This window comes from Kutzneria sp. NPDC051319, assembly GCF_040682195.1.
Classification (GTDB): domain Bacteria; phylum Actinomycetota; class Actinomycetes; order Mycobacteriales; family Pseudonocardiaceae; genus Kutzneria.
The window spans coordinates 14,673-38,729 of record NZ_JBFBAM010000084.1 but is presented as its reverse complement, the minus strand read 5'-3'; the positions used below and the strand labels follow the sequence as shown (position 1 = coordinate 38,729).

The 24,057-nt window shown below is 69.9% G+C and carries 29 protein-coding genes; 13 read left to right on the top strand and 16 right to left on the bottom strand.

Translation table 11 applies throughout. The features are described from left to right. Positions 1 to 78: 78 nt before the first annotated feature. Together AB0M73_RS43395 and AB0M73_RS43390 are read right to left on the bottom strand one after the other, a co-directional pair. On the bottom strand, positions 79 to 1,746 hold the full coding sequence (locus tag AB0M73_RS43395; protein ID WP_363904682.1) for an APC family permease: 1,668 nt from the start codon (positions 1,744 to 1,746) through the stop codon (positions 79 to 81). Between the two features lie 169 nt (positions 1,747 to 1,915). Beyond that, positions 1,916 to 2,413 carry a winged helix-turn-helix domain-containing protein gene (locus AB0M73_RS43390; RefSeq protein ID WP_043723846.1) on the bottom strand — a complete coding sequence of 166 codons (498 nt, stop codon included), beginning with the start codon at positions 2,411 to 2,413 and terminating at the stop codon, positions 1,916 to 1,918. Between the two features lie 199 nt (positions 2,414 to 2,612). Between AB0M73_RS43390 and AB0M73_RS43385 the strand changes: the two genes are divergently transcribed. Next, positions 2,613 to 3,362, top strand: a complete 750-nt coding sequence (locus AB0M73_RS43385; protein WP_363904678.1) for a DUF1684 domain-containing protein — start codon at positions 2,613 to 2,615, stop codon at positions 3,360 to 3,362. Between the two features lie 75 nt (positions 3,363 to 3,437). On the opposite strand, the gene AB0M73_RS43380 is transcribed toward AB0M73_RS43385, so the two are convergent. Both AB0M73_RS43380 and AB0M73_RS43375 read right to left on the bottom strand, forming a co-directional pair. Further along, complete coding sequence (locus tag AB0M73_RS43380; protein ID WP_363904675.1) at positions 3,438 to 3,833, bottom strand: rhodanese-like domain-containing protein; 396 nt, start codon at positions 3,831 to 3,833, stop codon at positions 3,438 to 3,440. 5 nt (positions 3,834 to 3,838) lie between these two features. Beyond that, on the bottom strand, positions 3,839 to 4,357 hold the full coding sequence (locus AB0M73_RS43375; RefSeq protein WP_363904672.1) for a cysteine dioxygenase family protein: 519 nt from the start codon (positions 4,355 to 4,357) through the stop codon (positions 3,839 to 3,841). A gap of 209 nt (positions 4,358 to 4,566) precedes the next feature. Here AB0M73_RS43375 and AB0M73_RS43370 point away from each other — a divergent pair, with 209 nt between their 5' ends. After that, the gene (locus AB0M73_RS43370) at positions 4,567 to 4,950 is read left to right on the top strand and encodes a Na-translocating system protein MpsC family protein (RefSeq protein ID WP_043723849.1); all 384 of its coding nucleotides are present in this window, start codon (positions 4,567 to 4,569) and stop codon (positions 4,948 to 4,950) included. On the opposite strand, the gene AB0M73_RS43365 is transcribed toward AB0M73_RS43370, so the two are convergent. The 4 genes from AB0M73_RS43365 to AB0M73_RS43350 form a co-directional block, all read right to left on the bottom strand. Next, a complete protein-coding gene (locus tag AB0M73_RS43365; protein ID WP_363904668.1) occupies positions 4,939 to 5,592 on the bottom strand; it encodes a histidine phosphatase family protein in 654 nt (217 codons plus the stop codon). The genes AB0M73_RS43370 and AB0M73_RS43365 overlap by 12 nt on opposite strands. Before the next feature lie 10 nt (positions 5,593 to 5,602). Next, the gene (locus tag AB0M73_RS43360; RefSeq protein ID WP_363904665.1) at positions 5,603 to 6,832 is read right to left on the bottom strand and encodes a hypothetical protein; all 1,230 of its coding nucleotides are present in this window, start codon (positions 6,830 to 6,832) and stop codon (positions 5,603 to 5,605) included. Beyond that, positions 6,825 to 7,415 (bottom strand): sigma-70 family RNA polymerase sigma factor, encoded by a 591-nt coding sequence (locus tag AB0M73_RS43355; protein WP_363904662.1) that lies wholly within the window; start codon positions 7,413 to 7,415, stop codon positions 6,825 to 6,827. The genes AB0M73_RS43360 and AB0M73_RS43355 overlap by 8 nt, the downstream gene beginning before the upstream one ends. Positions 7,416 to 7,689: 274 nt before the next feature. Then, on the bottom strand, positions 7,690 to 8,808 hold the full coding sequence (locus AB0M73_RS43350; protein ID WP_363904659.1) for a glycoside hydrolase family 3 N-terminal domain-containing protein: 1,119 nt from the start codon (positions 8,806 to 8,808) through the stop codon (positions 7,690 to 7,692). A gap of 234 nt (positions 8,809 to 9,042) precedes the next feature. On the opposite strand from AB0M73_RS43350, the gene AB0M73_RS43345 reads away from it, so the two are divergent. From AB0M73_RS43345 to AB0M73_RS43315, 7 genes are all read left to right on the top strand, one after another. Next, positions 9,043 to 9,804 (top strand): DeoR/GlpR family DNA-binding transcription regulator, encoded by a 762-nt coding sequence (locus tag AB0M73_RS43345; protein WP_363904656.1) that lies wholly within the window; start codon positions 9,043 to 9,045, stop codon positions 9,802 to 9,804. A gap of 85 nt (positions 9,805 to 9,889) precedes the next feature. Further along, on the top strand, positions 9,890 to 11,251 hold the full coding sequence (locus AB0M73_RS43340) for a sugar ABC transporter substrate-binding protein (protein ID WP_363904653.1): 1,362 nt from the start codon (positions 9,890 to 9,892) through the stop codon (positions 11,249 to 11,251). Between the two features lies 1 nt (position 11,252). Next, a complete protein-coding gene (locus AB0M73_RS43335; protein WP_363904650.1) occupies positions 11,253 to 12,200 on the top strand; it encodes a sugar ABC transporter permease in 948 nt (315 codons plus the stop codon). Continuing rightward, positions 12,197 to 13,021 carry a carbohydrate ABC transporter permease gene (locus AB0M73_RS43330; protein WP_043723858.1) on the top strand — a complete coding sequence of 275 codons (825 nt, stop codon included), beginning with the start codon at positions 12,197 to 12,199 and terminating at the stop codon, positions 13,019 to 13,021. Before AB0M73_RS43335 ends, AB0M73_RS43330 begins: the two co-directional genes overlap by 4 nt. Beyond that, on the top strand, positions 13,018 to 14,004 hold the full coding sequence (locus tag AB0M73_RS43325) for a zinc-dependent alcohol dehydrogenase family protein (RefSeq protein WP_363904646.1): 987 nt from the start codon (positions 13,018 to 13,020) through the stop codon (positions 14,002 to 14,004). The genes AB0M73_RS43330 and AB0M73_RS43325 overlap by 4 nt, the downstream gene beginning before the upstream one ends. 121 nt (positions 14,005 to 14,125) lie before the next feature. Beyond that, positions 14,126 to 14,461, top strand: a complete 336-nt coding sequence (locus AB0M73_RS43320) for a DUF6247 family protein (protein ID WP_363904643.1) — start codon at positions 14,126 to 14,128, stop codon at positions 14,459 to 14,461. Positions 14,462 to 14,532: 71 nt separating this feature from the next. Continuing rightward, positions 14,533 to 14,715, top strand: coding sequence for a hypothetical protein (locus tag AB0M73_RS43315; RefSeq protein WP_363904641.1), 183 nt, complete (start codon positions 14,533 to 14,535; stop codon positions 14,713 to 14,715). Here the strand turns inward: AB0M73_RS43315 and AB0M73_RS43310 are convergent. After that, on the bottom strand, positions 14,693 to 16,315 hold the full coding sequence (locus AB0M73_RS43310) for an MFS transporter (RefSeq protein WP_363904691.1): 1,623 nt from the start codon (positions 16,313 to 16,315) through the stop codon (positions 14,693 to 14,695). The genes AB0M73_RS43315 and AB0M73_RS43310 overlap by 23 nt on opposite strands. A 19-nt stretch (positions 16,316 to 16,334) precedes the next feature. After that, positions 16,335 to 16,913, bottom strand: a complete 579-nt coding sequence (locus tag AB0M73_RS43305; RefSeq protein WP_363904638.1) for a PadR family transcriptional regulator — start codon at positions 16,911 to 16,913, stop codon at positions 16,335 to 16,337. A gap of 128 nt (positions 16,914 to 17,041) precedes the next feature. Between AB0M73_RS43305 and AB0M73_RS43300 the strand changes: the two genes are divergently transcribed. Both AB0M73_RS43300 and AB0M73_RS43295 read left to right on the top strand, forming a co-directional pair. Continuing rightward, complete coding sequence (locus tag AB0M73_RS43300; protein ID WP_363904634.1) at positions 17,042 to 17,950, top strand: PAC2 family protein; 909 nt, start codon at positions 17,042 to 17,044, stop codon at positions 17,948 to 17,950. Next, positions 17,950 to 18,735, top strand: coding sequence for a PIG-L family deacetylase (locus AB0M73_RS43295; protein WP_363904631.1), 786 nt, complete (start codon positions 17,950 to 17,952; stop codon positions 18,733 to 18,735). The genes AB0M73_RS43300 and AB0M73_RS43295 overlap by 1 nt, the downstream gene beginning before the upstream one ends. 231 nt (positions 18,736 to 18,966) lie before the next feature. Here AB0M73_RS43295 and AB0M73_RS43290 read toward each other — a convergent pair whose 3' ends face one another. From AB0M73_RS43290 to AB0M73_RS43275, 4 genes are all read right to left on the bottom strand, one after another. Continuing rightward, a complete protein-coding gene (locus AB0M73_RS43290) occupies positions 18,967 to 19,431 on the bottom strand; it encodes a DUF5994 family protein (protein WP_363904628.1) in 465 nt (154 codons plus the stop codon). Between the two features lie 68 nt (positions 19,432 to 19,499). After that, entirely contained in the window at positions 19,500 to 19,670 is a 171-nt protein-coding gene (locus AB0M73_RS43285) for a hypothetical protein (RefSeq protein ID WP_363904625.1), read from the bottom strand. 20 nt (positions 19,671 to 19,690) lie between these two features. Continuing rightward, positions 19,691 to 20,725 (bottom strand): acyl-CoA desaturase, encoded by a 1,035-nt coding sequence (locus tag AB0M73_RS43280; protein ID WP_363904688.1) that lies wholly within the window; start codon positions 20,723 to 20,725, stop codon positions 19,691 to 19,693. A 135-nt stretch (positions 20,726 to 20,860) separates the two neighbouring features. After that, on the bottom strand, positions 20,861 to 21,160 hold the full coding sequence (locus AB0M73_RS43275) for an RGCVC family protein (RefSeq protein ID WP_363904622.1): 300 nt from the start codon (positions 21,158 to 21,160) through the stop codon (positions 20,861 to 20,863). Between the two features lie 153 nt (positions 21,161 to 21,313). Here AB0M73_RS43275 and AB0M73_RS43270 point away from each other — a divergent pair, with 153 nt between their 5' ends. After that, on the top strand, positions 21,314 to 21,559 hold the full coding sequence (locus AB0M73_RS43270) for a GMC oxidoreductase (RefSeq protein ID WP_363904685.1): 246 nt from the start codon (positions 21,314 to 21,316) through the stop codon (positions 21,557 to 21,559). On the opposite strand, the gene AB0M73_RS43265 is transcribed toward AB0M73_RS43270, so the two are convergent. Together AB0M73_RS43265 and AB0M73_RS43260 are read right to left on the bottom strand one after the other, a co-directional pair. Continuing rightward, positions 21,546 to 21,932, bottom strand: a complete 387-nt coding sequence (locus tag AB0M73_RS43265) for a VOC family protein (RefSeq protein WP_363904619.1) — start codon at positions 21,930 to 21,932, stop codon at positions 21,546 to 21,548. The two genes, AB0M73_RS43270 and AB0M73_RS43265, sit on opposite strands and share 14 nt — an antisense overlap. Continuing rightward, positions 21,929 to 22,345: a nitroreductase/quinone reductase family protein gene (locus AB0M73_RS43260; RefSeq protein ID WP_363904616.1), complete on the bottom strand. Its 417-nt coding sequence runs from the start codon at positions 22,343 to 22,345 to the stop codon at positions 21,929 to 21,931. The genes AB0M73_RS43265 and AB0M73_RS43260 overlap by 4 nt, the downstream gene beginning before the upstream one ends. 101 nt (positions 22,346 to 22,446) lie before the next feature. On the opposite strand from AB0M73_RS43260, the gene AB0M73_RS43255 reads away from it, so the two are divergent. Continuing rightward, the gene (locus AB0M73_RS43255) at positions 22,447 to 24,000 is read left to right on the top strand and encodes an esterase-like activity of phytase family protein (protein WP_363904613.1); all 1,554 of its coding nucleotides are present in this window, start codon (positions 22,447 to 22,449) and stop codon (positions 23,998 to 24,000) included. Positions 24,001 to 24,057 lie beyond the last annotated feature (57 nt).

The following is a 24,057-nucleotide window of genomic DNA, read 5'->3' as shown; positions in this document are numbered from 1 at the left end:
GGGGCCCGCCGCCCCCGGGGGGCGGTCCGGGGGCGGGCCCCCCCGCCGGCCCCGCGCCGCCACCCCCATGTTCCGACCTCAGGCGGTGTTGATCTCGGGCTGCTGCTCCAGTTCGGCGTGCTCCTGCTCCACGGCGGCGACCACGTCGGCGGTGGGGCGGGCGCAGGCGACGGCCCAGTAGAAGATCGCCAGCGAGAAGACGGCGATCACCAGCACGTCGATGCCGTCCGGCAGGATGTTCAGCGGCGAGTGGTCGGTGTCGCTGCTGTAGCGGCCGAGCCAGCCGAGCAGGATCATGCCCACGAACCACGGCACGACCCACTGCGCCGCCTTGAGGTCCAGCTTGGCCCGGTTCTCGGGCTTCTGGAACGCCCGGGTGATCGCGAACACGATCAGGCCGAACACGATGGCGTAGCCGATCTTGTAGTTCACGTCCCAGCCCGACCAGTAGATGATCAGGTTGGCGAACACGAAGCCGAGCGGCGCCAACACGGCCGGGAACGGCGTACGGTACGGCCGCTCGCGGTCGGCGTCCCGCCGGCGCAGCGCGGCCAGCGAGACCGGGGCGAACGCGTACATCACCGCGGTGGCCGAGGTGACCACGGAGACCAGCTGGCTCCAGGACGGGAACGGCGCGAACGACAGCTCGCCGATGACGAAGGCCAGCACGATCGACCACAGCGGCACGCCGCGCACGCTCAGCTTGCCGAACACGCCGGGGATCTGCCTGTCGCGACCGAGCGCGTAGGTCAGGCGGGCCGAGGTGCCGACGTAGATCAGGCCGGTGCCGGCGGGCGAGATGAACGCGTCCACGTAGAGGATGTAGGCCAGCCAGCCCGCGCCGGCCGCGATGGCCAGCGTCGCGTACGGGCCGAAGTCGCCCTTGGCGATGGGGTTGGCCCAGCCGTTGACCAGCGCGGCCGGGTCGAGGCTGCCGATGAAGGCGATCTCCAGCAGGATGTACACGACCGCGCCGATGCCCATCGCGACCAGCACGGCGCGGGACAGGTCCTTCTTCGGCTGCGCGGCCTCGGCGGCCAGCTGGATGCACTGCTCGAAGCCCTGTAGGGCGAACACCACGCCGAGCGGCAGCGCGGCGAACACGCCGTGGAAGCCGAACGGCATGAAACCGCCGCCCGCGCTGAAGTTGGCGCCGTGGAAGCTCAGCGGCAGCAGCACCAGCACGGTCAGCAGCGGCACCGCGGTCTTCCACAGCACCGTGATGGTGTTGCTCTCCGACAGCAGCTTGACGCCGACGATGTTGACCAGGGTGAAGATCACCATCAGCAGGCTGGCCCAGCCGAAGCCGCTCGCCGTCAGCGTGCCGTCCTCGTTGAGCAGGTGCAGGTTGTCCTTCACCCACCCGATGTTGTCCAGGTACGCCAGGCTGGCCTCGACCTCGATCGGCGCGATGGCCACCGCCTGCAGCCAGGCCGCCCAGCCGGCGATGAAGCCGGTGATGCTGCCGAAGGCGAACAGCGGGAACCGCGCGGTGCCGCCGGCGACCGGGTAGGCCGCGCCGAGCTCCGCGTGGATCAGCGCCAGCACGGACAACATCGCCGCCGCCAGCACCCATGAGATGAGCGAGGCGGGGCCGGCGGCCTTGGCCGCGTTGAGCGCGCCCAGCAGCCAGCCCGACCCGATGATCGAGCCGAGTGAGATGAACATCAGGCCGTAGAAGCCGACGGTTCTCTTGAAATGGCCGGATCCACCCGGTGACGAAGCGACGTTTGACGGCGAAGCCATCGCTCACCCCTGCTCTCTGGTCCACTATGGACGTGACCTGCACCACCCGTTCGGGTGTGGCGGAGCATGGCGTAAAGCCGGGCCGATGTGAACCGGTCTTCCGGTTACGATCTGGTTCAGGGCCCGAATTTGAGGAAGATTTGAGGTTCTAGCCCGACATATCGGGCGATCACTCCTCGATGGTCACCCGATCGGCCCCGTCCAGCCGATAGCCCACGCCACGGACGGTAGTGATGAGCGTGGCGGCGGGGCCGAGCTTGCGTCGCAGCCGGCGAACGTGCACGTCCAGCGTCCTGGTCTCGACGCCATGGGGCAGACCCCACAACTCGGACAGCAGGGCGGTCCGCAGGTGCACGCGTCCGGGCCGACGGGCCAGGTGCAGCAACAGGTCGAACTCCATCCGGGTCAGCTCCACGGCGTCGCCCCGCTGCCAGACCTGCCGTGCCGCAGGCTGAATCCGCAGCTCACCGCGTTCGGCGGTGCGCGGCTGGGGCACGGACACGGTCAACGTGGTGCCGGGGATGTCGACCGCGGTGCGCACGGCGTCGACGACGCGGGCGGCCACCAGCGGGGCCTGGTCGTTGTTCGTGCTGACCCGAACGACCACGGTGACCTCGGCGGACTGGCTCGCGGTCACGGTCAACGAAGGAGAGAACTGGTACGGCATGGTGGTTTCCTCGCAAAAGGGTGATGGACCGGGGGCGGCTACTTCGGCGTGGCCGCACAGCCCTGCGCGTTCACGCGGGCGAGGTCCACGTGCAGGCGCCTGGTCAGATCCATGAGGGCATCGGACCAGTGGGCGGTGTCACTGTCAACGGTGCTCCAGGATGTGGACGCATGGGCCGATTCACGGTGTTATGTCGAACATGAGCGGATGGCACGAGTGGCTGGCCCGGCGGGAGCGCGACCTGCGTGCGCCGTACGGGTGGCTGAGCCTGGTCGGGCTGCACTGGCTGGACCCGAGGCCGACCCGGTTCGCCGACCTGCCGGGGGAGTGGAGCGCCGAATCCGGCGTCATCCGGGTGAAAGCCTCGGTGTCCGACGGGTTGTGCCACGACGGCAAGCCGCTCGACGGCGTCCGCGAGATCAAGGGCGACGCCGCGGAGTTCGTGACCTACGGCGGCATCCACGTGGAGACGCTGATCCGCGACGGCCGCGCCGGCATCCGGCTGCGTGACCCGGAAGGCCCGGCGCTGAAGGCGTATGACGGTCCCTCGGTCTTCGACCACGCGCCGGAATGGGTGGTGGAGGCCGAGTTCACGCCGCGACACCCGGCCAAGCGGCTGGAGGTGGACACCGCGCAGCACGGCATCCACGAGGTGTTGTTCGAGGTCGGCGAGGTCCGGTTCACGGTGGCGGGCCGGGAGCAGCGGCTGATCGCGACCGCCGGCGGCGACACGATCGTCCTGGTGTTCCACGACCCCACCAACGACGACACCACCGCGCCGTGGCGGCAGCTGGACGCGCCGCTGCCGGTGGACGGCCGGGTGACGCTGGATTTCAACCAGGCCAGGAACTTCCCGTCCGCCTTCACCGACTTCGGCATCTGCCCGATGCCCCCGGCCGGCAACGAGATCACGGTGCCCGTCACCGCCGGGGAACGTCGCGTGCGCTGACCCCTGCGCATGCAGGGAAGGACGCCTTACCCGCGTTGAACGAGGGTAAGGCGTCCTTCCCTGCATGCCGGCCCGCTACTCGGCCACCAGCCGGCGCACGATGGGGTGGCCGGCGTCGCGCCAGGCGGCGAAGCCGCCCTCGACGTCGTTGACATTGCGCAGACCGAGTTGGTTGCGCAGCTGGTAGGCGGCGAGGCTGGAGGTGTAGCCCTCGTTGCAGAGCAGGATGACTTCCTGATCGACGTCGTCCGGCCGGAGTTCCTTGAGGCGGTGCGGACTGGTCACGTCCATGCGCCACTCCAGCACGTGCCGGGACACCGCGACGGCCCCGGGGATCTCCCCGAACCGCCAGCGGTACTCGGTCGGTCGCAGGTCGACCAGCACCGCGCCGGCCCGCATCGCCGCGGCGGCCTGTGCCGGGCTGTACCGCGTGATGTGCTCGCGCGCGGTCTCCAACAGTCCGGTGATCATGTCGCTCATCGGACGGCCTCGCGCAGGCGGGCCGCGGTGGCCTCCAGCGCGGTGGTGTCCGGCTCCGGCGTGTCGCAGGGCACTTCACGCAGGTGGTGAATGCCCGACGGCAGCCAGCAGTAGAAGTTCATCGACGTCAGCGGCTCGGAGTAGGCGTGAATGGAGATGGCGGGCTCCATGCCGACGTTGACCAGGTTGTGCAGGTAGGTCGGCCCGAACGCGACGGAGTCGCCGGCCCGGTGGCGGCGGGTCCGCAGACCTTCCTGTGTGGTGTCTCCGAAATCTTCGATCAGCTGGCCACTGGCCACGGCGAAGGCGCCGACGCTGCCCCCGTGGTCGTGCAGCAGCGTGTCCTGACCGAGATCCCAGCAGATGAGCCAGACCTCGACGCTGTCGTCGCGGTACAGGCGGGAGAAGTACCGCTCCGTGAGATCGAAGCGGACGTGCGCCGACCACTCGTCGCGGCGCGCGACGTAGTCGTCGACGAGGTCCCGCAACTGGGCGGGACGGGTCTGAACTGCCACGAGACAAGCCCTTCGCTCGGCATCCCACGGTGTCGCCGCGCGCCTTTCCGGGATATCCGGACCTTCGCGCCACGCCAGCGTGGGAGGTATCTCGCCCGGGCCACACCGCCTCGGAACAGCTGTTCCGCTGCGGCACGGCTCGGAAGCCACTATGTTGTTGTGGTCTTTGCGCAGGGTAACCCGCCACACCCGCGAGAGGAAAGCCGCCGGTGCGCATCACCAGGGCTCAACGTAACTCGGTCGCCGAGAAGGTCACGAGCCTCGAGCGGTCCTTCTACGGTCGAGGCCCCCGCAACGTCAAGGTGTCGGTCTCCGACGACGACCCGATCAGCCTGGTCGTGCTGTCCATCGACAGCCTCACCGTCGCCGACGCCGTGCTGCACGAGCGCGGTCACTCCGACGCCGTGCTGCGCCACCACGAGGCGCTGCACGAGGCGACCAGGCAGGACTTCCTGGACGCCATCGAGGAGATCGTCGGCAGCCCCGTCTCGGCCTACCTGGCCCAGGTGCATCCGACCACCGGTTACGCCGTGCGTGTGTTCGTCTTCTCCGACCTGGGCGACTTCGACGCTGATCCGCCGTCACAGGTGTGAGACGTCGTTGTAGCCCCTGATGATCCACTGGTCGCCAGCCACCACCATCACCGACACCGAGGCGTTGTCGGAGCCGATGAACGTGAACGGTTCGGCGCCGCTGGCCATGGCCAGCACCTGCCCGATCACGCCGCCGTGCACGACGACCGCCACCCGCTGGTCGGGGTGCGCGCCGGCGATGCGGCGGATGCCGGCCCCGACCCGCGCGGCCAGCTGCTCGGTGGATTCCGCGCCGGGGATCACGTCCCAGCGCTGCTTGGTGTTCATCTCCGTGACCAGCGGATGGCCCTCGGCGACGTGCTTGCGCAGCAGGCCGCCCTCCCACTCGCCGAGATGCACTTCCCGCAGGTCGGGCTCGATCTTCGGGACGATGCCCAGCCGCTCGGCCAGCGGCGCCGCGGTCTGATGGGTGCGGCGCAGCGTCGTGACGTAGATCGCGTCGAAGTGCTGGTCCTGGAACCGGTCGGCGAGCTTGACGGCCTGCTCGCGGCCCTGCGGCGCCAGCTCCGGATCGCCGTGCCCGTCCCGGTAGGGATAGGGCCGGTCGAACCGGGCCGGCGCCGACTCGCCGTGGCGGATCAGCACCAGCTCGGTGGAGCCGGGCGGCCGCTGGAACCGGAACTGTCGGTACTCGGTGGTCACCCGTCCGAGCCTAGATCGGGAACTGCTCGATCATCTTGCCGGCGCTGTCCTTGACCATGACGTTCGAGCCGCCGACCGGTTCGCCCAGTCCGGTCACGATGAACGAGCCGTGGTCGACGGTGGCGGTGCGGGCGTCCTTCCCGGGCGGCTGCACGGAGACGGTGGCGGCGTCGGCGTCCTGGGCGATGCCGACGATCACCGGTCCGATCTCCGACGGTCCGAACTTGTCGACCGTCACCCACGTGATCGCGTGCGTGGTCGGCGGCAAGGGGAGGAACCGGGCCGATTCGCCGGGCACGGAGGAGCACCAGACCAGGGAGTTGCCGACCTTGCCCAGCTGGGCCCAGTGCTGGTCGTCGACCACCACGGACGCGCCCGCCACGAAGTAGTCGGCGTCCGCGACCGGCGGATTCGCCGCGCTCAGGCAGCCGGCCAGCCGCTGGCCGGCAGCCGACGTCCGCTCCGCGTGCTGGTCGATGGTCTGGCGGTTCGACGTCAACGGCTGCGGCAGGTCGGCCTTGGGCACGGTGTAGTCCGGCGTGGAGAAGCCGCGCAGCGTGACGTGGTCGGTCGGCCGGTAGCCGTTGGGCAGGATGAACACGCCGTTGCCGATCGCCGACGGCGACCCGATGGGGGGCTGGTCGGGGGTGATCACCAGGTTGTCCACGTCCGCGGCGGTCACGCCGGCGTAGGTGCCCTCGACCGTGGTGAACAGGATGCGCGCCGGCACGTTGCCGGTCGGCGGGGCCGGATACGGCTTCGACTTCACCGTCACCTGGACCGGGGTGAGCTGGCAGAAGACGATGTCGGCGCCGACCCGGTAGAGCAGCGCGACCACGTTGTCGGTCTCGACCCGCAGCAGCGGCGCCCAGGTGTCCGGCTTGTGGTCGGCCTGCCAGCAGCGCTCCATCTCCGCGCCGGTGCCCCAGTCGCGCTGGGCGTTGTACAGGCCGAAGCCGGTCTCGCGGCCGCCGCCGCTGGTGGAGGTGGTCGACGCGGCCGCGTGCGTGGTCGGGGAGGCGTTGGTGACCTTGTGGTCCTTGTTGCCGAGGATCGCGCTGGTCACGACCGTGGCGCCGGCCATGAGGATCACCACCGAGGCGGCGATGACTACCGGCACCAGACCGGAGCGGCGGCGTGCGCGGGGCTCCCGCCCGATCTCGGTCATGATCCGGCGCAGCGCCTGCTGGCGGACGTGCTCGGGCAGGTCCCGCTCGGGCACGTCGAACGGGTCACTCATCGAAGCTCTCCTCGGTCATGCTGTCGTCGCTGGTCATGCGACGCAGCCGAGTGCGCGCCCTTGACAGGCGGGAACGGACGCTGACCTCCGTGATGCCGAGCAGCTCGGCGGCGTCGGCGGTGCTCATCCGCCCGACCATGCACAGCTGCACGGCCTCCCGCTCGGACGCGGGCAGCTCGTCCACAGCGGCCAGAACCTTCTTCAGGCGCTGCTGCGTGTGGTCGTGCTCGGCCAGCTCCTCGGCGTGGTCCCGGCTCTCCTCGGGCACCGCCAGCTTCGGCACCAGCCGCAGGAACCGGCTGCGCCGCCGGTGGTCGTTGCGCACGAGGTTCGCCGCCACCGTGTACAGCCACGGCAGGGCACTCTCCCGGATCAACACCACGTCGGCCCGGCGACGCCAGGCCGTCAGGAACGTCGTCGACAGCACGTCCTCGGCCGCCGACCACGAGCCGGTCAGCCGGTACGCGTAGTTCCAGACGGCCTGCGCATGCCGTTCGAACAGCGTGGTGAACGCCGCATGGTCGTCACCGGCGATCGCCTCCCACAGCTGCGCGTCGGGCGCCGACTCAGGGTCGGCCAGCATCTCCACCCCCATATGTGGTCGCAGCCCGGATCATGTTGCATCGAACTGGACAGAAATTCGCGACGAGCCACGAAGGGGGGCCGTTCAGAGGGTTCAGACCGCCAACACCGGAGAGCGCTCGGCCCCGCCCCTGCTTCGCACGGTTGGCGGATTTTCGTCCGCCGCCACCTGACGCGCCCACCCACCCGAGCCGATGCGGCGGGGGAAAATCCGGCAAGGGCGAGGCAGGGGTCACGAGGGGCCGAGCCGCGACGCCGAAGGCGGCGCCAAAGACTCAGTGCAGACTGCCCCGCATCTGCAACACGCGGTCGACGGAGGCGTCGAAGGCGCTGTGGTCCAGCTTGTTGGACGTGACGGCGGCGGAGATCGCGGCGGCGGCCTGGTCGCCCTGGCTGACGTCGCGGCCGGAGCACAGGATGAGGTCCATGCCGGCGCCGGCGGCGGTGACGGCGCGCTGGCCGGTGTCGCCGAAGGCTTGCAGGGAGCCGGCCTCCAGGGCGTCGGTGATGGTGACGCCCTTGAAGCCCAGCCGGCCGCGCAGCTCCTGGTTGATGATCGTGGCGGACATGCCGGCCGGCTTCGTGTCGAGCGCGGGGTAGATGGCCCAGGACAGCATCACGGACTTCACGCCGGCGGCGATCGAGCCCGGGTAGGCGGCCTCGTCGACGGAGCGCAGCGTGTCGGCGGAGGCGGTGAGCGTGACCGGCTGCTCGTCGGTGTTCTGCTGGGTGGTGGCCGAGCCGAGGCCGGGGAAGTGCTTGACCGTGGCGGCGACGCCGGTCTGCTGCTGCGCGGTGACGAAGGCCTGGCCGAGCGTGTTCACCTTGGCCGGGTCCTGGCTGTAGGAGCGCTGGGCCGAGTCGTCGAAGTCGCCGGGCGTGCGGAAGACGTCCAGCACGGGCGCGAGATTGAAGTTCATGCCGACGCCGGCCAGGTTCCTGCCGGCCCCGTCGCCCGCGGCGGCGGCCTGCTGCTGCGCGTCGGCGGCCTGCCCGATCTGCTTCTCCGACATGGTCGGCGCGCCGGGCAGCCGTCGCACCAGGCCGCCCTCCTGGTCGGTCATGAGCAGCAGCGGCTGGTGCACGGGGCTCTGCGCGGCGGCCTGCCGCAGCTGGCCGACCACGCCGGTGATCTGGGCGGTGGACTTGATGTTCTCGCTGAAGAAGATCACGCCGCCGACCCGGCCCTGGCGGATCCGGTCCAGCAGCGTCTGCGGCGGCGTCGCGCCCGGGTACGAGTAGATGACCCGCTGCCCGACCAGCTGGTCGGTGGACAGCCCCGAGGGGAGCGGGCTGTTGGTCGCGAGCGGGGCCGGTGTGCCGACCAGCGCCAGCGGTCCGGCCATGGTCACGACGACGGCCCAGCGGACGACGTCCGAAATGGTGCTGCCCATGCGCACCAGTTAACCGCATCCGGTGAATACGGGCACCGTCACGCCGGGAAACGGGCACAACACGGGCCGTCGACCATGGCGATAGCAGCTGAGCGCCACTCAAACGGGCGAAAATCGGGCAGCGCGGCGCCCACTGTGGCGCTGGCCACACCGTGACGACGGTGTTAAACCTGATTCCTGCCCGAACGGGCCGGTCAATGCCCGAGTCAACACAGCACGTGGAGGTGGGTTTCGATGCAGGCGGACGAGCGCCAGCGCCGGATCCTGGCCCGCGCGCGGGCCAACGGGCGGGTGGACGTCGGCGACGTGGCGACCGAGCTGGACGTCGCGCCGGAGACCGTCCGCCGCGACCTGAAGCTGCTCGACCAGCACGGGCTGGTGCGCCGCACCCACGGTGGTGCGGTGCCGGTGGAGACCGCGGGCTACGAGACCGGCATCGCCTACCGCGCGACCTCGCACCTGCCCGAGAAGCGGCGCATCGCCCGTGCCGCTGCGGACCGGCTGGGCGACGCGGAGACCGTGTTCATCGACGAGGGCTTCACCCCGCAGCTGGTGGCCGAGTCGCTGCCGACCGACCGCCCGCTGACGGTCGTGACCGCGTCGCTGCCGGCGGCCGCGGCGCTGTCGAGCACGCCCAGCGTCACCGTGCTGCTGCTGGGCGGGCGACTGCGCGGGCACACTTTGGCGACCGTGGACCACTGGGTGCTGCGCATGCTGGGCGAGATGGTGATCGACCTGGCTTACATAGGGGCCAACGGGATCTCCCGCGAGCACGGCCTGACCACACCCGACCCGGCGGTCGGCGCGGTCAAGGCGAAGGCCGTCGCGGTGTCCCGGCGGCGCGTCTTCGCCGGCGTGCACACCAAGTTCGGCGTGGCCAGCTTCAGCCGGTTCGCCGACATCGCGGACTTCGAGGCCATCGTCACCGACACCGGACTGTCCACAGCGGACGGTCAGCGCTACGCGGTGCTGGGGCCGAAGATCGTCCGCGTCTGATCGAGGACTCCCGGTGCGCGCCACCGGGACTTGGGGGCTGTCCGTTATGCCCAGGCATTACAGGAAAAACGAGGAGATGTCTCGGATGGCGCGAATCGGAGCACGCCGGGCCGTGGGTGCGGCGACGGGTGCGATGCTGGTGGCCGCGGCGCTGACCGCGTGCAGCGGCGCGGGTGGCGGGGGCGCCGGCGGCGCGAACTCGATCAACGTGCTGATGGTGAACAACCCTCAGATGGTCGACCTGCAGAAGCTCACGGCCGACAACTTCACCAAGCAGACCGGCATCACGGTCAACTTCACCGTGCTGCCGGAGAACGACGTCCGCGACAAGATCAGCCAGGACTTCTCCAGCCAGGCCGGCCAGTACGACGTCGCCACCATCAGCAACTACGAGATCCCCTTCTACGCCAAGAACGGCTGGCTCGCGCCGCTGGACGAGCACATCGGCAAGGACACCGCGTTCGACCAGAACGACATCCTGGAGCCGATGCGGGTGTCGCTGACCGCGGAGGACGGCAAGGTCTACGGCGAGCCGTTCTACGGCGAGTCCTCTTTCCTCATGTACCGCAAGGACGTCTTCGAGGCCAAGGGTCTGACCATGCCGGCCAACCCGACGTGGCAGCAGGTGGCCGACCTGGCCGCGCAGGCCGACGGGGCGCAGCCGGGCATGAAGGGCATCTGCCTGCGCGGGCAGCCCGGCTGGGGCGAGGTGATGGCCCCGCTCGACACCGTCGTCAACACCTTCGGCGGCACCTGGTTCACCAAGGACTGGCAGGCCCAGCTGACCAGCCCGGAGTTCAAGCAGGCCACCCAGTTCTACGTGGACCTGGTCAAGGCGCACGGTGAGTCCGGAGCCCCGCAGGCCGGCTTCTCCGAGTGCCTCAACAACCTGGAGCAGGGCAAGGTCGCCATGTGGTACGACGCGACCTCGGCCGCCGGTTCGTTGGAGGCCAAGGAATCCCCGGTCGCCGGCAAGCTCGGCTACGTGCCGGCCCCGGTCATGAAGACCAAGTCGGCCGGCTGGCTCTACACCTGGGCCTGGGGCGTGCAGAAGGCGTCGAAGAAGCAGGACAACGCCTGGAAGTTCATCTCCTGGGCCTCCAGCAAGGACTACGAGAACCTGGTCGGCAAGCAGCTGGGCTGGTCCCGCGTGCCCGCCGGCAAGCGCGCCTCGACGTACGAGAACCCGGATTACGTGAAGACGGCCGGCGCGTTCGCCGAGCAGACCAAGAACGCGATCAGCTCCGCCGATCCGAAGAACCCGGGCGTGCAGCCGCGGCCGACACTGGGCATCCAGTTCGTCGACATCCCGGAGTTCACCGACCTGGGCACCAAGGTGTCGCAGCAGATCAGCTCGGCCATCGCCGGATCGACCACGGTGGACGCCGCGCTCGAGGCGTCGCAGCAGCTGGCCGCGCAGGTCGCCACCAAGTACCAGGGCAAGTGACATGGCCACCCAGACCCTGGACCGACCGCTGGCGACCTCGGTGAACCGTGGGCCCAAGCGGGCCGCCGAGTGGGCCCGCCGGGCGCCGCTGCTGCCCGCCCTGGTGTTCACGATCATCATCACCCAGCTGCCGTTCGTCGCGACCCTGATCATCTCCTTCCTGCGCTGGAACGCGCTGGATCCGAGCAACCAGGGCTTCGCCGGTCTGGGCAACTACATCGCGGTCGCCACCGACGACGCGCTGCGCTCGTCGGTGGTGTCCACGGTGATCCTCACGGTTGCCGTGGTGGTGGTGAGCCTGCTGCTGGGGCTCGGCCTGGCCTTGTTGCTGGACCAGCGTTTCCGCGGCCGCGGTCTCGTGCGGACGATGCTGATCGCGCCGTTCCTGGTGGTGCCGGTGGCCGCCGCGCTGCTGTGGAAGCACGTGCTCTACAACCCCGAGTACGGCCTGCTCAACGGCGCTCTGACGTGGATCTGGGGGCTGTTCGGCGGGACGGCGCCGCCGCAGCCGGACTGGATCTCCACGATGCCCAAGATCGCCGTCGAGGCCGCCCTGGTGTGGCAGTGGACGCCGTTCATGATGCTGATCCTGTTGGCGGGGCTGCAAAGCAGGCCGTTCGACGCCATCGAGGCGGCCCGGATGGACGGCGCCACGCCGTGGCAGATCTTCCGCTACCTGACGCTGCCGCACCTGCGGCAGTACCTGGAGCTGGGTGGGCTGCTCGGATCGATCTACATCGTGCAGAACTTCGACGCGGTGTTCACCATCACCTCCGGCGGCCTGGGCACCGCGAACCTGCCGTACACCATCTACCAGACCTTCTTCCAGGCCCACGACTACGGGCAGGCGTCGGCGGCCGGCGTCATCGTGGTGATCGCCTCCATCGTCATCGCCACCTTCGCCCTGCGTGTCGTGTCCTCCCTGCTGCGCAACGAGGTGAAGTCATGACGCGCAAGGCGTGGCGGCCGTGGGGCCTGTTCGCCTGGCTGGCCGGCATCCTGTTCGCGCTGCCGGTGCTGTGGATGGTGCTGACCTCCTTCCACAGCGAGTCCGACGCCGCCACCAATCCGCCGTCCCTGCTCGCGCCGCTGACCCTGAGCGGCTACGAGGAGTTCTTCGGCGCCGGCAGCGGGGCCAGCCCGTGGCCGCCGCTGATCAACTCGGCCAGCGCCAGCATCGGGTCCACGGTCATCGTGCTGCTGCTGGCCATTCCCGCCGCCTACGCGCTGTCGATCAAGCCCGTGCGCAAGTGGTCGGACGTGCTGTTCTTCTTCCTGTCCACCAAGATGCTGCCGGTGGTGGCCGGCACCCTGCCGATCTACCTGTTCGCCCAGTTCTCCGGGCTGCTGGACAACATCTCGTTCCTGACCATTCTCTACACCTCGATGAACCTGCCGATCGCGGTGTGGCTGATGCGGTCGTTCCTGGCCGAGGTGCCGGTGGAGATGCTGGAGGCCGCGCAGCTGGACGGGGCCGGGCTGGTCACCACGCTGCGGCGGGTGGTGGCCCCGGTCGCCATGCCCGGCATCGCCGCGACCTCGTTGATCTGCTTCATCTTCAGCTGGAACGAGCTGCTGTTCGCCCGGGTGCTGACCGGCGTGGTCGCGGGCACCGCGCCGGTGTTCCTCACCAGTTTCGTCACCAGCCAGGGGCTGTTCCTGGCCAAGGTGTGCGCGGCCGCGACGGTGATCTCACTGCCGGTGCTGGCCGCGGGTTTCGCCGCCCAGGACAAGTTGGTCCAGGGCCTGTCGTTGGGAGCCGTGAAGTGAAGGCAGCCGTCATCAGCGGGGTCGGCCAGGTGGAAGTGACCACCGTGGACGATCCGGCGCCCGGACGCCGCCAGGTCGTGGTGGACGTGTCCGCCTGTGGGCTGTGCGGCACCGACCTGCACATCCTGCAGGGCGAGTTCGCGCCGACGCTGCCCGTGATCCCCGGCCACGAGTTCGCCGGCGTGGTGGCCGAGATCGGCGCCGACGTCACCGAGGTGGCCGTCGGCGACCGGGTGGCCGTCGACCCGTCCCTGTACTGCTTCGAGTGCCGGTACTGCCGGTCCGGGCGCAACAACCTGTGCGAGCGCTGGGGCGGCATCGGCGTCTCCACCGCCGGTGGGGCCGCCGAGTTCGCCGTCGCGCCCGTGGCCAACTGCGTCAAGCTGCCCGATCACGTGCGGACCGAGGACGCCGCCCTGATCGAGCCCCTGTCCTGCGCCGTGCGGGGCTACGACGTGCTGCGTTCCCAGCTGGCGACGTCCGTGCTGATCTACGGCTCCGGCACCATGGGCCTGATGATGTTGGAGCTGGGCAAGCTCACCGGCGCGGCGTCCATCGAGGTCGTCGACCTCAACGAGGAGCGCCTGGCCACCGCCCGTCAGCTCGGCTGCACCGCCGTCGCCACCAGCGCCGACGAGCTGGACCGCGGCGGCTGGGACGTCGTCATCGACGCCACCGGCAACGCCCGCGCCATCCAGGACGGCCTCGGCCGTGTCGCCAAGGGCGGCACTTTCCTCCAGTTCGGCGTGGCCGACTACGCCGCCCGCGTGGAGATCGACCCGTACAGGATCTACAACCAGGAGATCACCATCACCGGCTCCATGGCCGTGCTCCACAGCTACGAGCGCGCCGCCGACCTCTTCGCCGGCGGCGTGCTCGACCCGGAGATCTTCATCAGCGACCGCCTGCCGCTGGACGACTACGCCGCGGCCCTGGAGCAGTTCAAGGCCGGCAAGGGCCGCAAGATCCAGGTCCTGCCCTAGCGGTCCCGACCGGAGCGCGCTTGATCCCCTCGATCGAGCGCACTCCGGTCACCCTTGGTGATATTTCTCGTCACGGTATGTACTCACTTGTGGTCAGCGCCCCACCTGCTACCGTCGAGACATGGCAATGCCGGAGTACGAGCACGACGCGGAGCCGGTTCCGCCGGAGGCGGAACCGGAAGCGATTCGTGCCTGTCTGACGGGGCAGATGCTTGCCGCGTTCGACAGCGAGTGGGCCGTCGTGCTCAAGGAGGCGAACCAGACCCACAGCCTGGCCGGAGTGCGGGAGATGCTCGGCAGCTGGCGGCTGATGGCCTATACGGAGCTGAAGCGCCCCGGTAGCTATGCCCGCATGATGGCGACGGTCGAGCGCACGCTGGCAACCGGCAAGGCCCCGGCCGGCAGCATCTCGGGTGAAGAGATGATGGCGCGTATCCAGGCGAGGCTTGCCGGCTAGATGTACCGCCTCGAGGTCTACCCGAGGCTCAGGAACAGATCGACGCGCTGCCGCCAGGGGCGGCGTCGGCGTTGGCCGAGGTCTACCCCGTTCTTGAGCTTGCCCCATGGAACGGCGCTCCCCAGCACAAGAGCAAACCCGGGGCCGAGCTGCGCCGCTGGAAATTCGGCCCGGACGCCGCCGGCCAGGTGATCTACCTGATCCTCGAACACCAGCGTGAGGTCCACATCGTCATGGTCCAGTGGTGGGGCTGACCGCCGCCTCTGGAGCTTGACGCACGACCCGGCGGCTGGTGCGCATGGTGAGGGCGGCCAGGGCGCCCAGCAGGAGGAAGGCGGCGGGGAGCCAGAGGGTCTGGGCGGCGGCGGTGGTGAGTCCACTGTGGATGGCGTCGGTGACCTGCTGGCGCACGGAATCGGGCACGGAGCCGAAGTCGGAGGGGGCGCCGCCCTCGACGTTGGCGGCGCTGGACAGGCCCGCGCGGATCTGGGGCGGCAGGTCGGCGGTGGAGGCGGCCAGCGAGGCGGTGATGCGGGCCTGGAGTAGCACGCCCACGGCGGCGGAGCCGAGCACGCCGCCGACCTGGCGGGCGGTGTTGAAGATGCCGGAGGCGGAGCCGGTGAGCTCCCGGGGCACCGAACCCATGGTCACGGCGCTCATGGGGGAGAAGATGAAGCCGATGCCCAAGCCGCACAACAACAACGCGGGGATCAGCGCGTACGGCGAGGTGGTCGGCGTGACCTGCAAGGAGATCCAGGCCAGGCCGGCGGCCAGCGCGACCAGGCCGAACACCAGCAGGAACTTGGCGTTGACCTTGTCGGACAACCGCCCGGCGAACGGGGCGACGACCCCGGACAGCAGGGACATGGGGGCGGTGAGCAGGCCGGCGTGCAGGGGAGTCATGCCGAGCACGGTCTGGAGGTAGATCACGATCGGGAAGAACATGCCGGTCATGGTGAAGCCGACGGTCACCGAGGCCAGCACGCCGCTGGAGAAGTTGCGGTTGCCGAAGATGTGCAGCGGCAGCAGGGGCTCGCGGCGGTTGAAGCGTTGCCAGAAGACAAAAGCCACCAGCAGCACGACACCGGCGGCGATGATCTCGAAGACGGTGACGCCGCCCCACACCTCGCCCCAGTTGTACTGCTGGCCGTTCTGCAGGCCGAACACGACCAGCAGCAGACCGAGGCCGGACAACAGGATTCCGGGCACGTCGAAGGCGTGCGCGGTGCCGGGCCGCCAGTCGGGCACCAGGATCATGCCCAGGACCACGGCGATCACGCCGATCGGCACGTTGACGTAGAAGATCCACTGCCAGCCGAAGTTGTCCACCAGCACGCCGCCGAGCAGCGGCCCGGTGACGGTGGCCAGGCCGGCGATCCCGCCCCACACGCCCATGGCGGCGCCGCGCCGGGCCGGCGGGAACAGGAAGCTGATGAACGACAGCGTCTGTGGCGTCATCAGGGCGGCGCCGATGCCCTGCACGCCGCGGGCGGCGATCAGGGTGCCGACGTCGCCGGCCAGCCCGCACCACAGCGAGGCCAGCGTGAACAGCACCAGGCCGGCCATGAAGACCCGCTTGGGACCGAACCGGTCCCCGAGCCGGCTGGTGAACAGCATCGGCACGGCGTAGGTGAGCAGGTAGATGCTCGTCACCCAGACCACGGCGTTCAGGCTGGCGTTCAGCCCGCGCAGCATGGCCGGGATGGCGATGGACACGATGGTCGCGTCCAGCAGGATCATGAAGAAGCCGATACAGAGCGCGGCCAGCGCGCCCCACGGGTTGACCGGTCTGTCGTTCACTGCGGCACCTCGCTGGCGCTCGGTGTCCGCGTTCGCGGACGCTCTGTGTTGAATGGCTCGCTCGCAGGCTCGCTCACGCCTCGTCCTCGCTCTCGGCGGGCACCCATTCGACCCGGCCGGTGGTGATGTCCTCGATCAGTTGCTTGGTCCAGGCCAGCTCGAACTCCCGCCGGGCGGCCATGAACCGCACGTCCAGCCAGTACACGAGCGGCAGCGGCTTGGCTTCGAGGCTGTCCATGATGACCTGGTCCGCGGCCGCCTCGGCCTGCAGTTTCAGCGCACGGGTGCGCAGCTCGGCCAGCGAGTCCTCGCGGTCGAGCTCGCTGAGCGCGGACAGCCCGCTGGCGTACTCGGGGTACTCCGGCGCGACCGCGCCGAGCATCGCCTTGGCCCGCGCCACGAACGCGTCCCTGCCGGCCTCGGTCACCCCGTAGACGGTCCGCTCCGGCCGACGGCCCTCCCGCTGCGTGTCCACCACCTCGATGTGGCCGTGCGACTCCAGCCGCTCCACCGCGTGGTACAGCGACCCGGGTTTCACGTTGGCCTTGGCCTCGATGTGCCTGGCCCGCATCACCTGGGACATCTCGTACGGATGCATCGGCTTCTCCAGCAGGAGCTCCAACACCGCCATGGCCAGCGGGGTCAGCTTCACGTCGTCCCCTCAGGTGACCTAGCTTTGATTGTTCAAGCGTTGACTATAGCTGACCGGCGGGGATGAATTCGATCCGGTCGCACGTTGTACAACTACAGAGCTCTGTACGGCTGGTGTGGGAGGTAGCGGTGGCACGGGATCCGGAGGACCTGGTCGAGGTCGACTCGGACACACCCGACCTGGACGGCTCGGTGCTCCTGGTGAACTTCGACGGCTTCGTCGACGCGGGCAGCGCCGGCAAGCTGGTGGTCGAGCACCTGCTGGAGCGGTTCGAGAACCGGGTGGTCGCGACCTTCGACGTGGACCGCCTGATCGACTACCGGTCGCGGCGGCCGATCATGACGTACAGCACCGACCGCTGGGAGAGCTACCAGACTCCCACGCTGGACGTGCGCCTGCTGCACGACACCGCCGGCACGCCGTTCCTGATCCTCAACGGCCCGGAGCCGGACCACGAGTGGGAACTGTTCATCGCCGCCGTGAAGGCGCTGATGGACCGCTGGGGCGTGCGGCTGGTGGCCAGCTTCCACGGCATCCCCATGGGCGCCCCGCACACGCGGGCGCTGGGCGTCACCGCGCATGCCACGCGGCCCGAGCTGGTCGGCGACCACCAGCAGATGCCCAACACGCTCCAGGTTCCGGCCAGCATCACCGCCCTGCTGGAGTTCCGCCTGGGCGAGGCCGACCGCGACGCCGTGGGCTACGCCGCGCACGTGCCGCACTACCTGGCCCAGACCGCCTACCCGACCGCGGCCGTCACGCTGCTGGACGCGATCGTCAAGGCGACCGGGCTGGACCTGCCCGACGACTCGCTGCGGGAGGCCGCCCGCCGCGCGGCGGTGGAGATCGACCGCCAGGTGAGCGAGTCGGCCGAGGTCGCCGACGTCGTGCACGCGCTGGAACGGCAGTACGACACCTTCGCCGAGGCCGCGGGCAAGCCGAGCCTGCTCAGCGACGTGCTGGAGCAGATGCCGACCGCTGACGAGCTGGGCGACCAGTTCGAGCAGTTCCTCGCCGAGCAGAGGCCGAACGACTGATGGCTACCTTCGTCACCTTCCAGGCCCACCCCGACGACGAGTCGATCACCGTGGGCGGCACGATGCGCAAGGCCGCGGGCGAGGGGCACCGGGTGGTGCTCGTCGTGGCGACCGGCGGCGAACTCGGCGAGATTCCCGAGGGCCTGCTGGCCGAGGGGGAGACCCTCGTCGAGCGGCGGGCCGCGGAAACCCAGGCGGCCGCCGACGTTCTCGGCGTGAAGCGGCTGGAGTTCCTGGGATACCACGACTCCGGGATGATGGGCTGGGAGCAGAACTCCGCCCCCGAGGCCTTCTGGAACGCCTCGGTCGAGGAGGCTGCGCGCAAGCTGGCCGCGATCCTCGTCGAGGAGAACGCCGACGTCATCACCTTCGACGACGACAACGGCGGCTACGGGCACCCCGACCACATCCAGGTGCACCGCGTCGGCCGGCGTGCCGCCGAGATCGCCGGCACACCCCGGGTCTACCAGCACACGTCCAACCGCGAGGAGTCCTACGCGCGGTGGCGGCGTTACGCCGAGGAGACCGGCGCCGAGATCCCCGACTTCGACGGCCACGAGTTCGGCAAGCCGGCGGCCGAGCTGACGGCCCGGGTCGACGTCACCCGTTACGCCGAGGCCAAGCGCGCCGCGATGCGGGCCCATGTCAGCCAGATCTCCGAGGAATCGCCGTTCCTGGCCATGCCCGAGAAGCACTTCGCCGAGACCTTCGGCACCGAGTGGTTCATCCGCGAGGGCCAGGGCCCGGGCATCACCGAGACGGATCTGCTGGCCGGCCTGGACTGACGCCGGATACAGGGAGGGCCGGTGACGGTTGTGTCCGCCACCGGCCCGGCACGGGAGTCCGGTCCGAGCCGGCCGGGTTCGGCGTTTCCCACGGTGGGCGCCATCGGCTTCGTCGCACGGATGCGGTCAGCCGGGGCGGCCCAGCGGTCACGAGACCACGGGGAGTCGAACACACGGCCGGCTCGACGTTGTGCCGGCGCTCCCGTCCTGGCTGGACGCAATCAGCCAAGTTCAGGGTGTTGAGCTTGTCGCGGCGCCACGGCGAACGCGTGCGCCGCGCAGAATCGACGACGGGCTGTCGGCGTTGTCCCGGTGCGCCGCCGCCATCATCGCGTCGTGCCCGGCGGTGTCGCCGGCGTCCGGCGGCACGACCAGCAGGCTGAGGCGCTGCCCGTTCAACCCGGTCACCGCGACGGTGTCGCGGTCCTGGGAACGGAATCCCTCCATGCGGACGTGCCGTCCGTCGACATCGACCCGGTTCGGCGCCGTCTCCCACGTGTCCATCGCGTAGGCGATCCGCTGGATCGGCCCCAGCCGGACCGACAGCACCGCGGCCAGTTCGGGGAGTTCGGCGGCCAGGTCACGGCTGTGCGGCCACCAGCCGCCGTCGACGTAGCCGGTCACCGGTCCCTTGGGTTTGAGCCGCAATCGCAGCGACGGCGCGGGATTTGAGTGGGAGTGCGGGCCCGACGTCATGTCGGTCCTCCTGACTCGGCCGGCCGGCGACCGATGCTGGCGGCCGCGAGAACGGCGCCATCCTCAAGCTACCCCGCGTGTCCACCCCGAGGCCGCGGCGCGGTCGTCGCCACGTCGTCGTCGGCCGGCGCGAGAAACCGCACCGGGGCGCAGGGGTGCGCGTCGGTCGGCATGAGCGGCGCGCCCGGGGTGGGGTGGCTGAACTGGAGGGCGGACACCTCGGGGCGCTCGTCCGTCACGTCGGTGGTCTGAATGGTGATCAGTGTCCTTTCGCTTGGCGCAGTGGCGCGCCGATGGCGTGGAGATGACTCAGCACCTGGCGGTAGGAGCCCAGCGCGCTGGTCTGGCTGTACGGAATGCCGTTGTGGGCGCAGAACTGCTGCACGAGCGGTTGGGCCCGGCGCAGGTTGACCCTGGGCATGTTGGGGAACAGGTGGTGCTCGATCTGGTAGTTCAGCCCGCCCAGCAGGAAGTCGACGACCCGGCCGCCGCGCACGTTGCGGGAGGTCAGCACCTGCTTGCGCAGGAAGTCCAGCCGCTGCCCGGCCGACACGGTCGGCATGCCCTTGTGGTTGGGGGCGAACGAGCATCCCATGTAGACACCCCACAATCCCTGGTGCACGGCGATGAACACCAGCGCCTGCACCGGGGACAGCACCCAGAACACCGCCGCCAGGTAGCCGACGACGTGCGCCGCCAGCAGCGCCCCCTCCAGCCGCACCGCCTTGACCTCGCGCCGCAGCACGGCCTTGACGCCGGAGACGTGCAGGGCCACCCCCTCCGCCAGCAGCAGCGGGAAGAACAGCGCGGCCTGGTACCGGGTCAGCCAGCGCAGCACACCCCGTTTGGCGGCGGCCTGGTCGCTGGTGAAGGCCAGCACCGAGATCTGGATGTCCGGGTCTTCGTCCTCATGGTTGGGATTGGCGTGGTGGCGATTGTGCTTGCCGATCCACCAGCCGTAGCTCATGCCGACCAGGCCGGCATGCACGTGGCCGACGATGTCGTTGCCCCGCCTGCTGGCGAAGATCTGCTTGTGGCCGGCGTCGTGGCCGATGAACGCGAGCTGGGTGTGCACCAGCGCGAGGAACACCGCCGTGGCGACCTGCCACCAAGACGACCCTAGCACGAAGAACGCCGTCCACCCGCCGACCAGCAGGATCGCGTTGACCGCGAACTTGGCGGCGTAGCTGCGGCGCCTGCGGTCGAGCAGGCCGTGCTGCTTGATCACGCGGGTCAGGTCGGCGAATTCGGTGCCGCGTCGCGTGGCAGCCGGTCCGGGGTCGGTCGACGTCATGGATGTCCGATGCTCGTGCTGGCCGGCGGTGACGCCTCGCCCCGCGATCGTCGGCGTGACCGGCACGCGCGACGAACGGGTGCGGTCACCGTCCATCCGACAACGCTGAGCGGCGCCGAGAGGTTCCGGTGGTGGTCAGGGGGTGGGGCAGACGCATCCGCGCTCGAACTTGCCGGCGGCTGTCGCGGCGCAGAACCGGACGCCGATCTCGTCGTGCGCGTCGGCCGGATGGGGGCACACCGCGCAGCCGCCCTGGACGGTCTCGGCCGCCGCTTCCGCGGGGATCAGCCGCCACCGCGCCTCGTCCGGCTGCGTCAACTGTCTGAAGTGGATGGTCATGGTCGGACCCGACGACATGTCGGTCTCCTCGCCCTCGGCCGCACCGCGACCGACCTGGGGGTGCGCCGGGGACGGCGTCGGCCTGACTGCCGACACGCGAAATGCTCCCGGTGGAGCTGACACTACACCTCGCGGGTGTCGTGGAGCCTGCAAGCTGAGCTCGCCGGCCGTCGGGCCAGGCTGCTCGACGGGGTGCAGCTGCGTCAACGCCATGGCGGACAGCAGGGCACACCGGTCCAGTTATGACACCTGCGCTCAACGGCCGATCTCGCCGCGCTGCGCATCACCCGCGAGGCCACCGCGGCACTGAAGGAAAGGGTGCCGGCCGAGGCATTGCCGGGATCGTCCTATCGGGACACTGAGTTTCTCCGGCTCGGCACGGGAACCTTCTTCCACGCCGTCGGCACCCGCGTCATCGAGTCCGTTGTGGACAGTCGGCTGCGCGCGCAGGGCGTCAGCGGCCTCCGCGTCGCCGACGCCTTCACCGACCGCTGACCAGCTCCACCTCGAAGCCGTCCTCGTCGGCCAGGTAGCCGGCGTGGTGCTGAGGGCCGCCGGCGTACGGGTGCCGATCCGCGAACAGCAGGGTCCATCCGTGCGCCGGGGCGGCTTCGACCAGAGCGTCGAGCCGGTCGCCGACGTGGAAGGCGAGGTGGTTGAGGCCGGGCCGTCGGCGGTCGTGCTCGGCGGCGGTGAGCGCGGGGGACTGCTCGACCACGAGGTAGGTCTCGCCGAGGCGCCAGCTGCGGCCGTGCGGCCAGTCCTGGAACTGCTCGTAGCCCAGTTCGCCGAGCAGCCAGCCCCAGCTCCGGATGGCGCGGGCCAGGTCGGGAACCCAGAGCTCGACGTGGTGCAGACGGCCGATCACGCGCGGCGGAGCACGACGAGGGGGATCTCACGCGGGCCGGCCTTGTCCTGGAAGTCGAGCAGGAACGGCTTCAGCGCGGCGATCCTGTCCCACAGCCGGGCCCGCTCGTCACCGGTCGCGACGACCGCTTTCGCCTGGTACGTGGCGGATCCGACCTCGACCGTGACGTCAGGGTTGGCGACCATGTTGTGGTACCAGGACGGGTGGGTGGCGCTGCCCCGGTTGGCGGCGACGACCACCAGGTCGTCCCCGTCGACGACGTGGCCGAGCGGCGTGGTCAGGGCCCGACCGGTCCGAGCGCCGGTATGGGTCACCAGCACCAGATCGACGCCGTCGAGCCGGCCGCCGACGCGGCCCCCGTTGGCCCGGAACTCCTCGATCACCGTCCGGTTGAAGTCCTGCTGTTCCGACATTCCTGTTGTCTACCGCGTGACCGCCGCTTGGGCCACGTTTGTTCACCGGCGCGTCGCCCGGCGGTCGCGTGATGTCCACTTGCCGTGACGACACTCCTGCGGTGAATCGCAATCGGATCGTCGCCACTGCCGGCGTCGTCGCCCTGAACCTGGTCGCTACGGGCATGCTGGCCACGGGCGTCGCCGACGCCAGCACCGACCCCGGCTACCGCACACATCGCGGTCAGCCCGTGACCGTGTCCGCGAGAGAAACCGTGGTGTCGCACACCACCCCCGCACACGGCTCTGTTGTCCGTGACCAGGACGGCACGCTGCGCTACACCCCGGCCGCCGGCTTCACCGGCACGGATTCCTTCTCCTACACCGAGACCGACGCGGTGCGGCTGTACGACACGCACCTGCCGCCGTTAGGCGTGGTCGGCGGCGTGCCGATCACCGCCGGCGCCTACGGCTCCTCGCTGGCCCCGGCGCCCGGCAGCTGCGACGAGTACTACGGCCTCACCGACCGTGGCCCCAATGTCGACGGCCCCAACGGCGAGAAGGTCGAGCCGCTGCCGTCGTTCGACCCGGCCATCGGCAAGTTCCGCCTGGTGAACGGGAAGGCCGTGCTGGAGCGGTCGATCCCGTTGCGCGCCAAGGACGGCACCCCGTACTCGGGGCGGGTCAACACCGCCGCCGACACCGGCGAGACCATCGTCGACCTGAACGGCAACCCGCTGTCCGCCGACCCCAACGGCTACGACTCCGAGGGCTTGGTCGCCCTGACGGACGGCACCTTCTGGGTGTCCGACGAGTACGGCCCGTTCGTCACCCACTTCGATCGCAACGGCCGTGCGCTGCAACGGCTTTCGCCGTTCGACGGCTCGCTGCCGGCCGAGCTGGCCAACCGTGTGCCGAACAAGGGCATGGAGGGCCTGACCGTCACCCCCGACGGCCGCACCCTGGTCGGCATCATGCAGTCCGCCCTCCAGCAGCCCGACCTGACCAAGAAGCCCAGCAACGTCACCACGTTGCGCATCGTCACCTATGACCTGCGCACCCGGGCCACGCGCGAGTTCCTGTACCTGTTGGACGACCCGAAGACCAACTCCGGGGCGGTGAGCGAGATCACCGCCCTGTCCGACACCACGTTCCTCGTGGACGAGCGGGACGGCAAGGCGGAGCCCGGGGCGTACAAGAAGCTGTTCAAGATCGACCTCACCGGCGCCACCGATGTCGGCCCCCGCGCCGTCGGCTACGACGGTGCCAAGGGCGGCCTGCTGGTCGGCCCGAACAAGGCGACCATCGACGCCTACGTCGGCACCGACGACACCAAGACCGCCACGGCCGACCTGGCCAAGGTCGGCATCACGCCCGTCGCCAAGTCTCTCTCCCTCGACTTCGGCGCGCTGGTCACCAGCCTCGACCCCACCGGCGCTTTCTTCGGCCACGACAAGGTGGAGGGCGTCGCCACCCCCGACCACGGCCGCACCCTCGTCGTCAGCAACGACAGCGACTTCGGCATCGACGGTGTCACCAACACCGCGCCGCCGTTCCAGCTCCACGCCAAGATGACCCCCGCCGGCGTGCAGGACGACGGCGAGTTCCTGGCCGTCGACACCCACAAGCTGCCGGCGAAGACCACGACCGTCACCGTCACGATCGTGGTGCGCTAGCTGTCACGTGAGTGGCTCACTTCGCGTTTTGGCGCCACCTGAGTGGCTCAGGTGGCG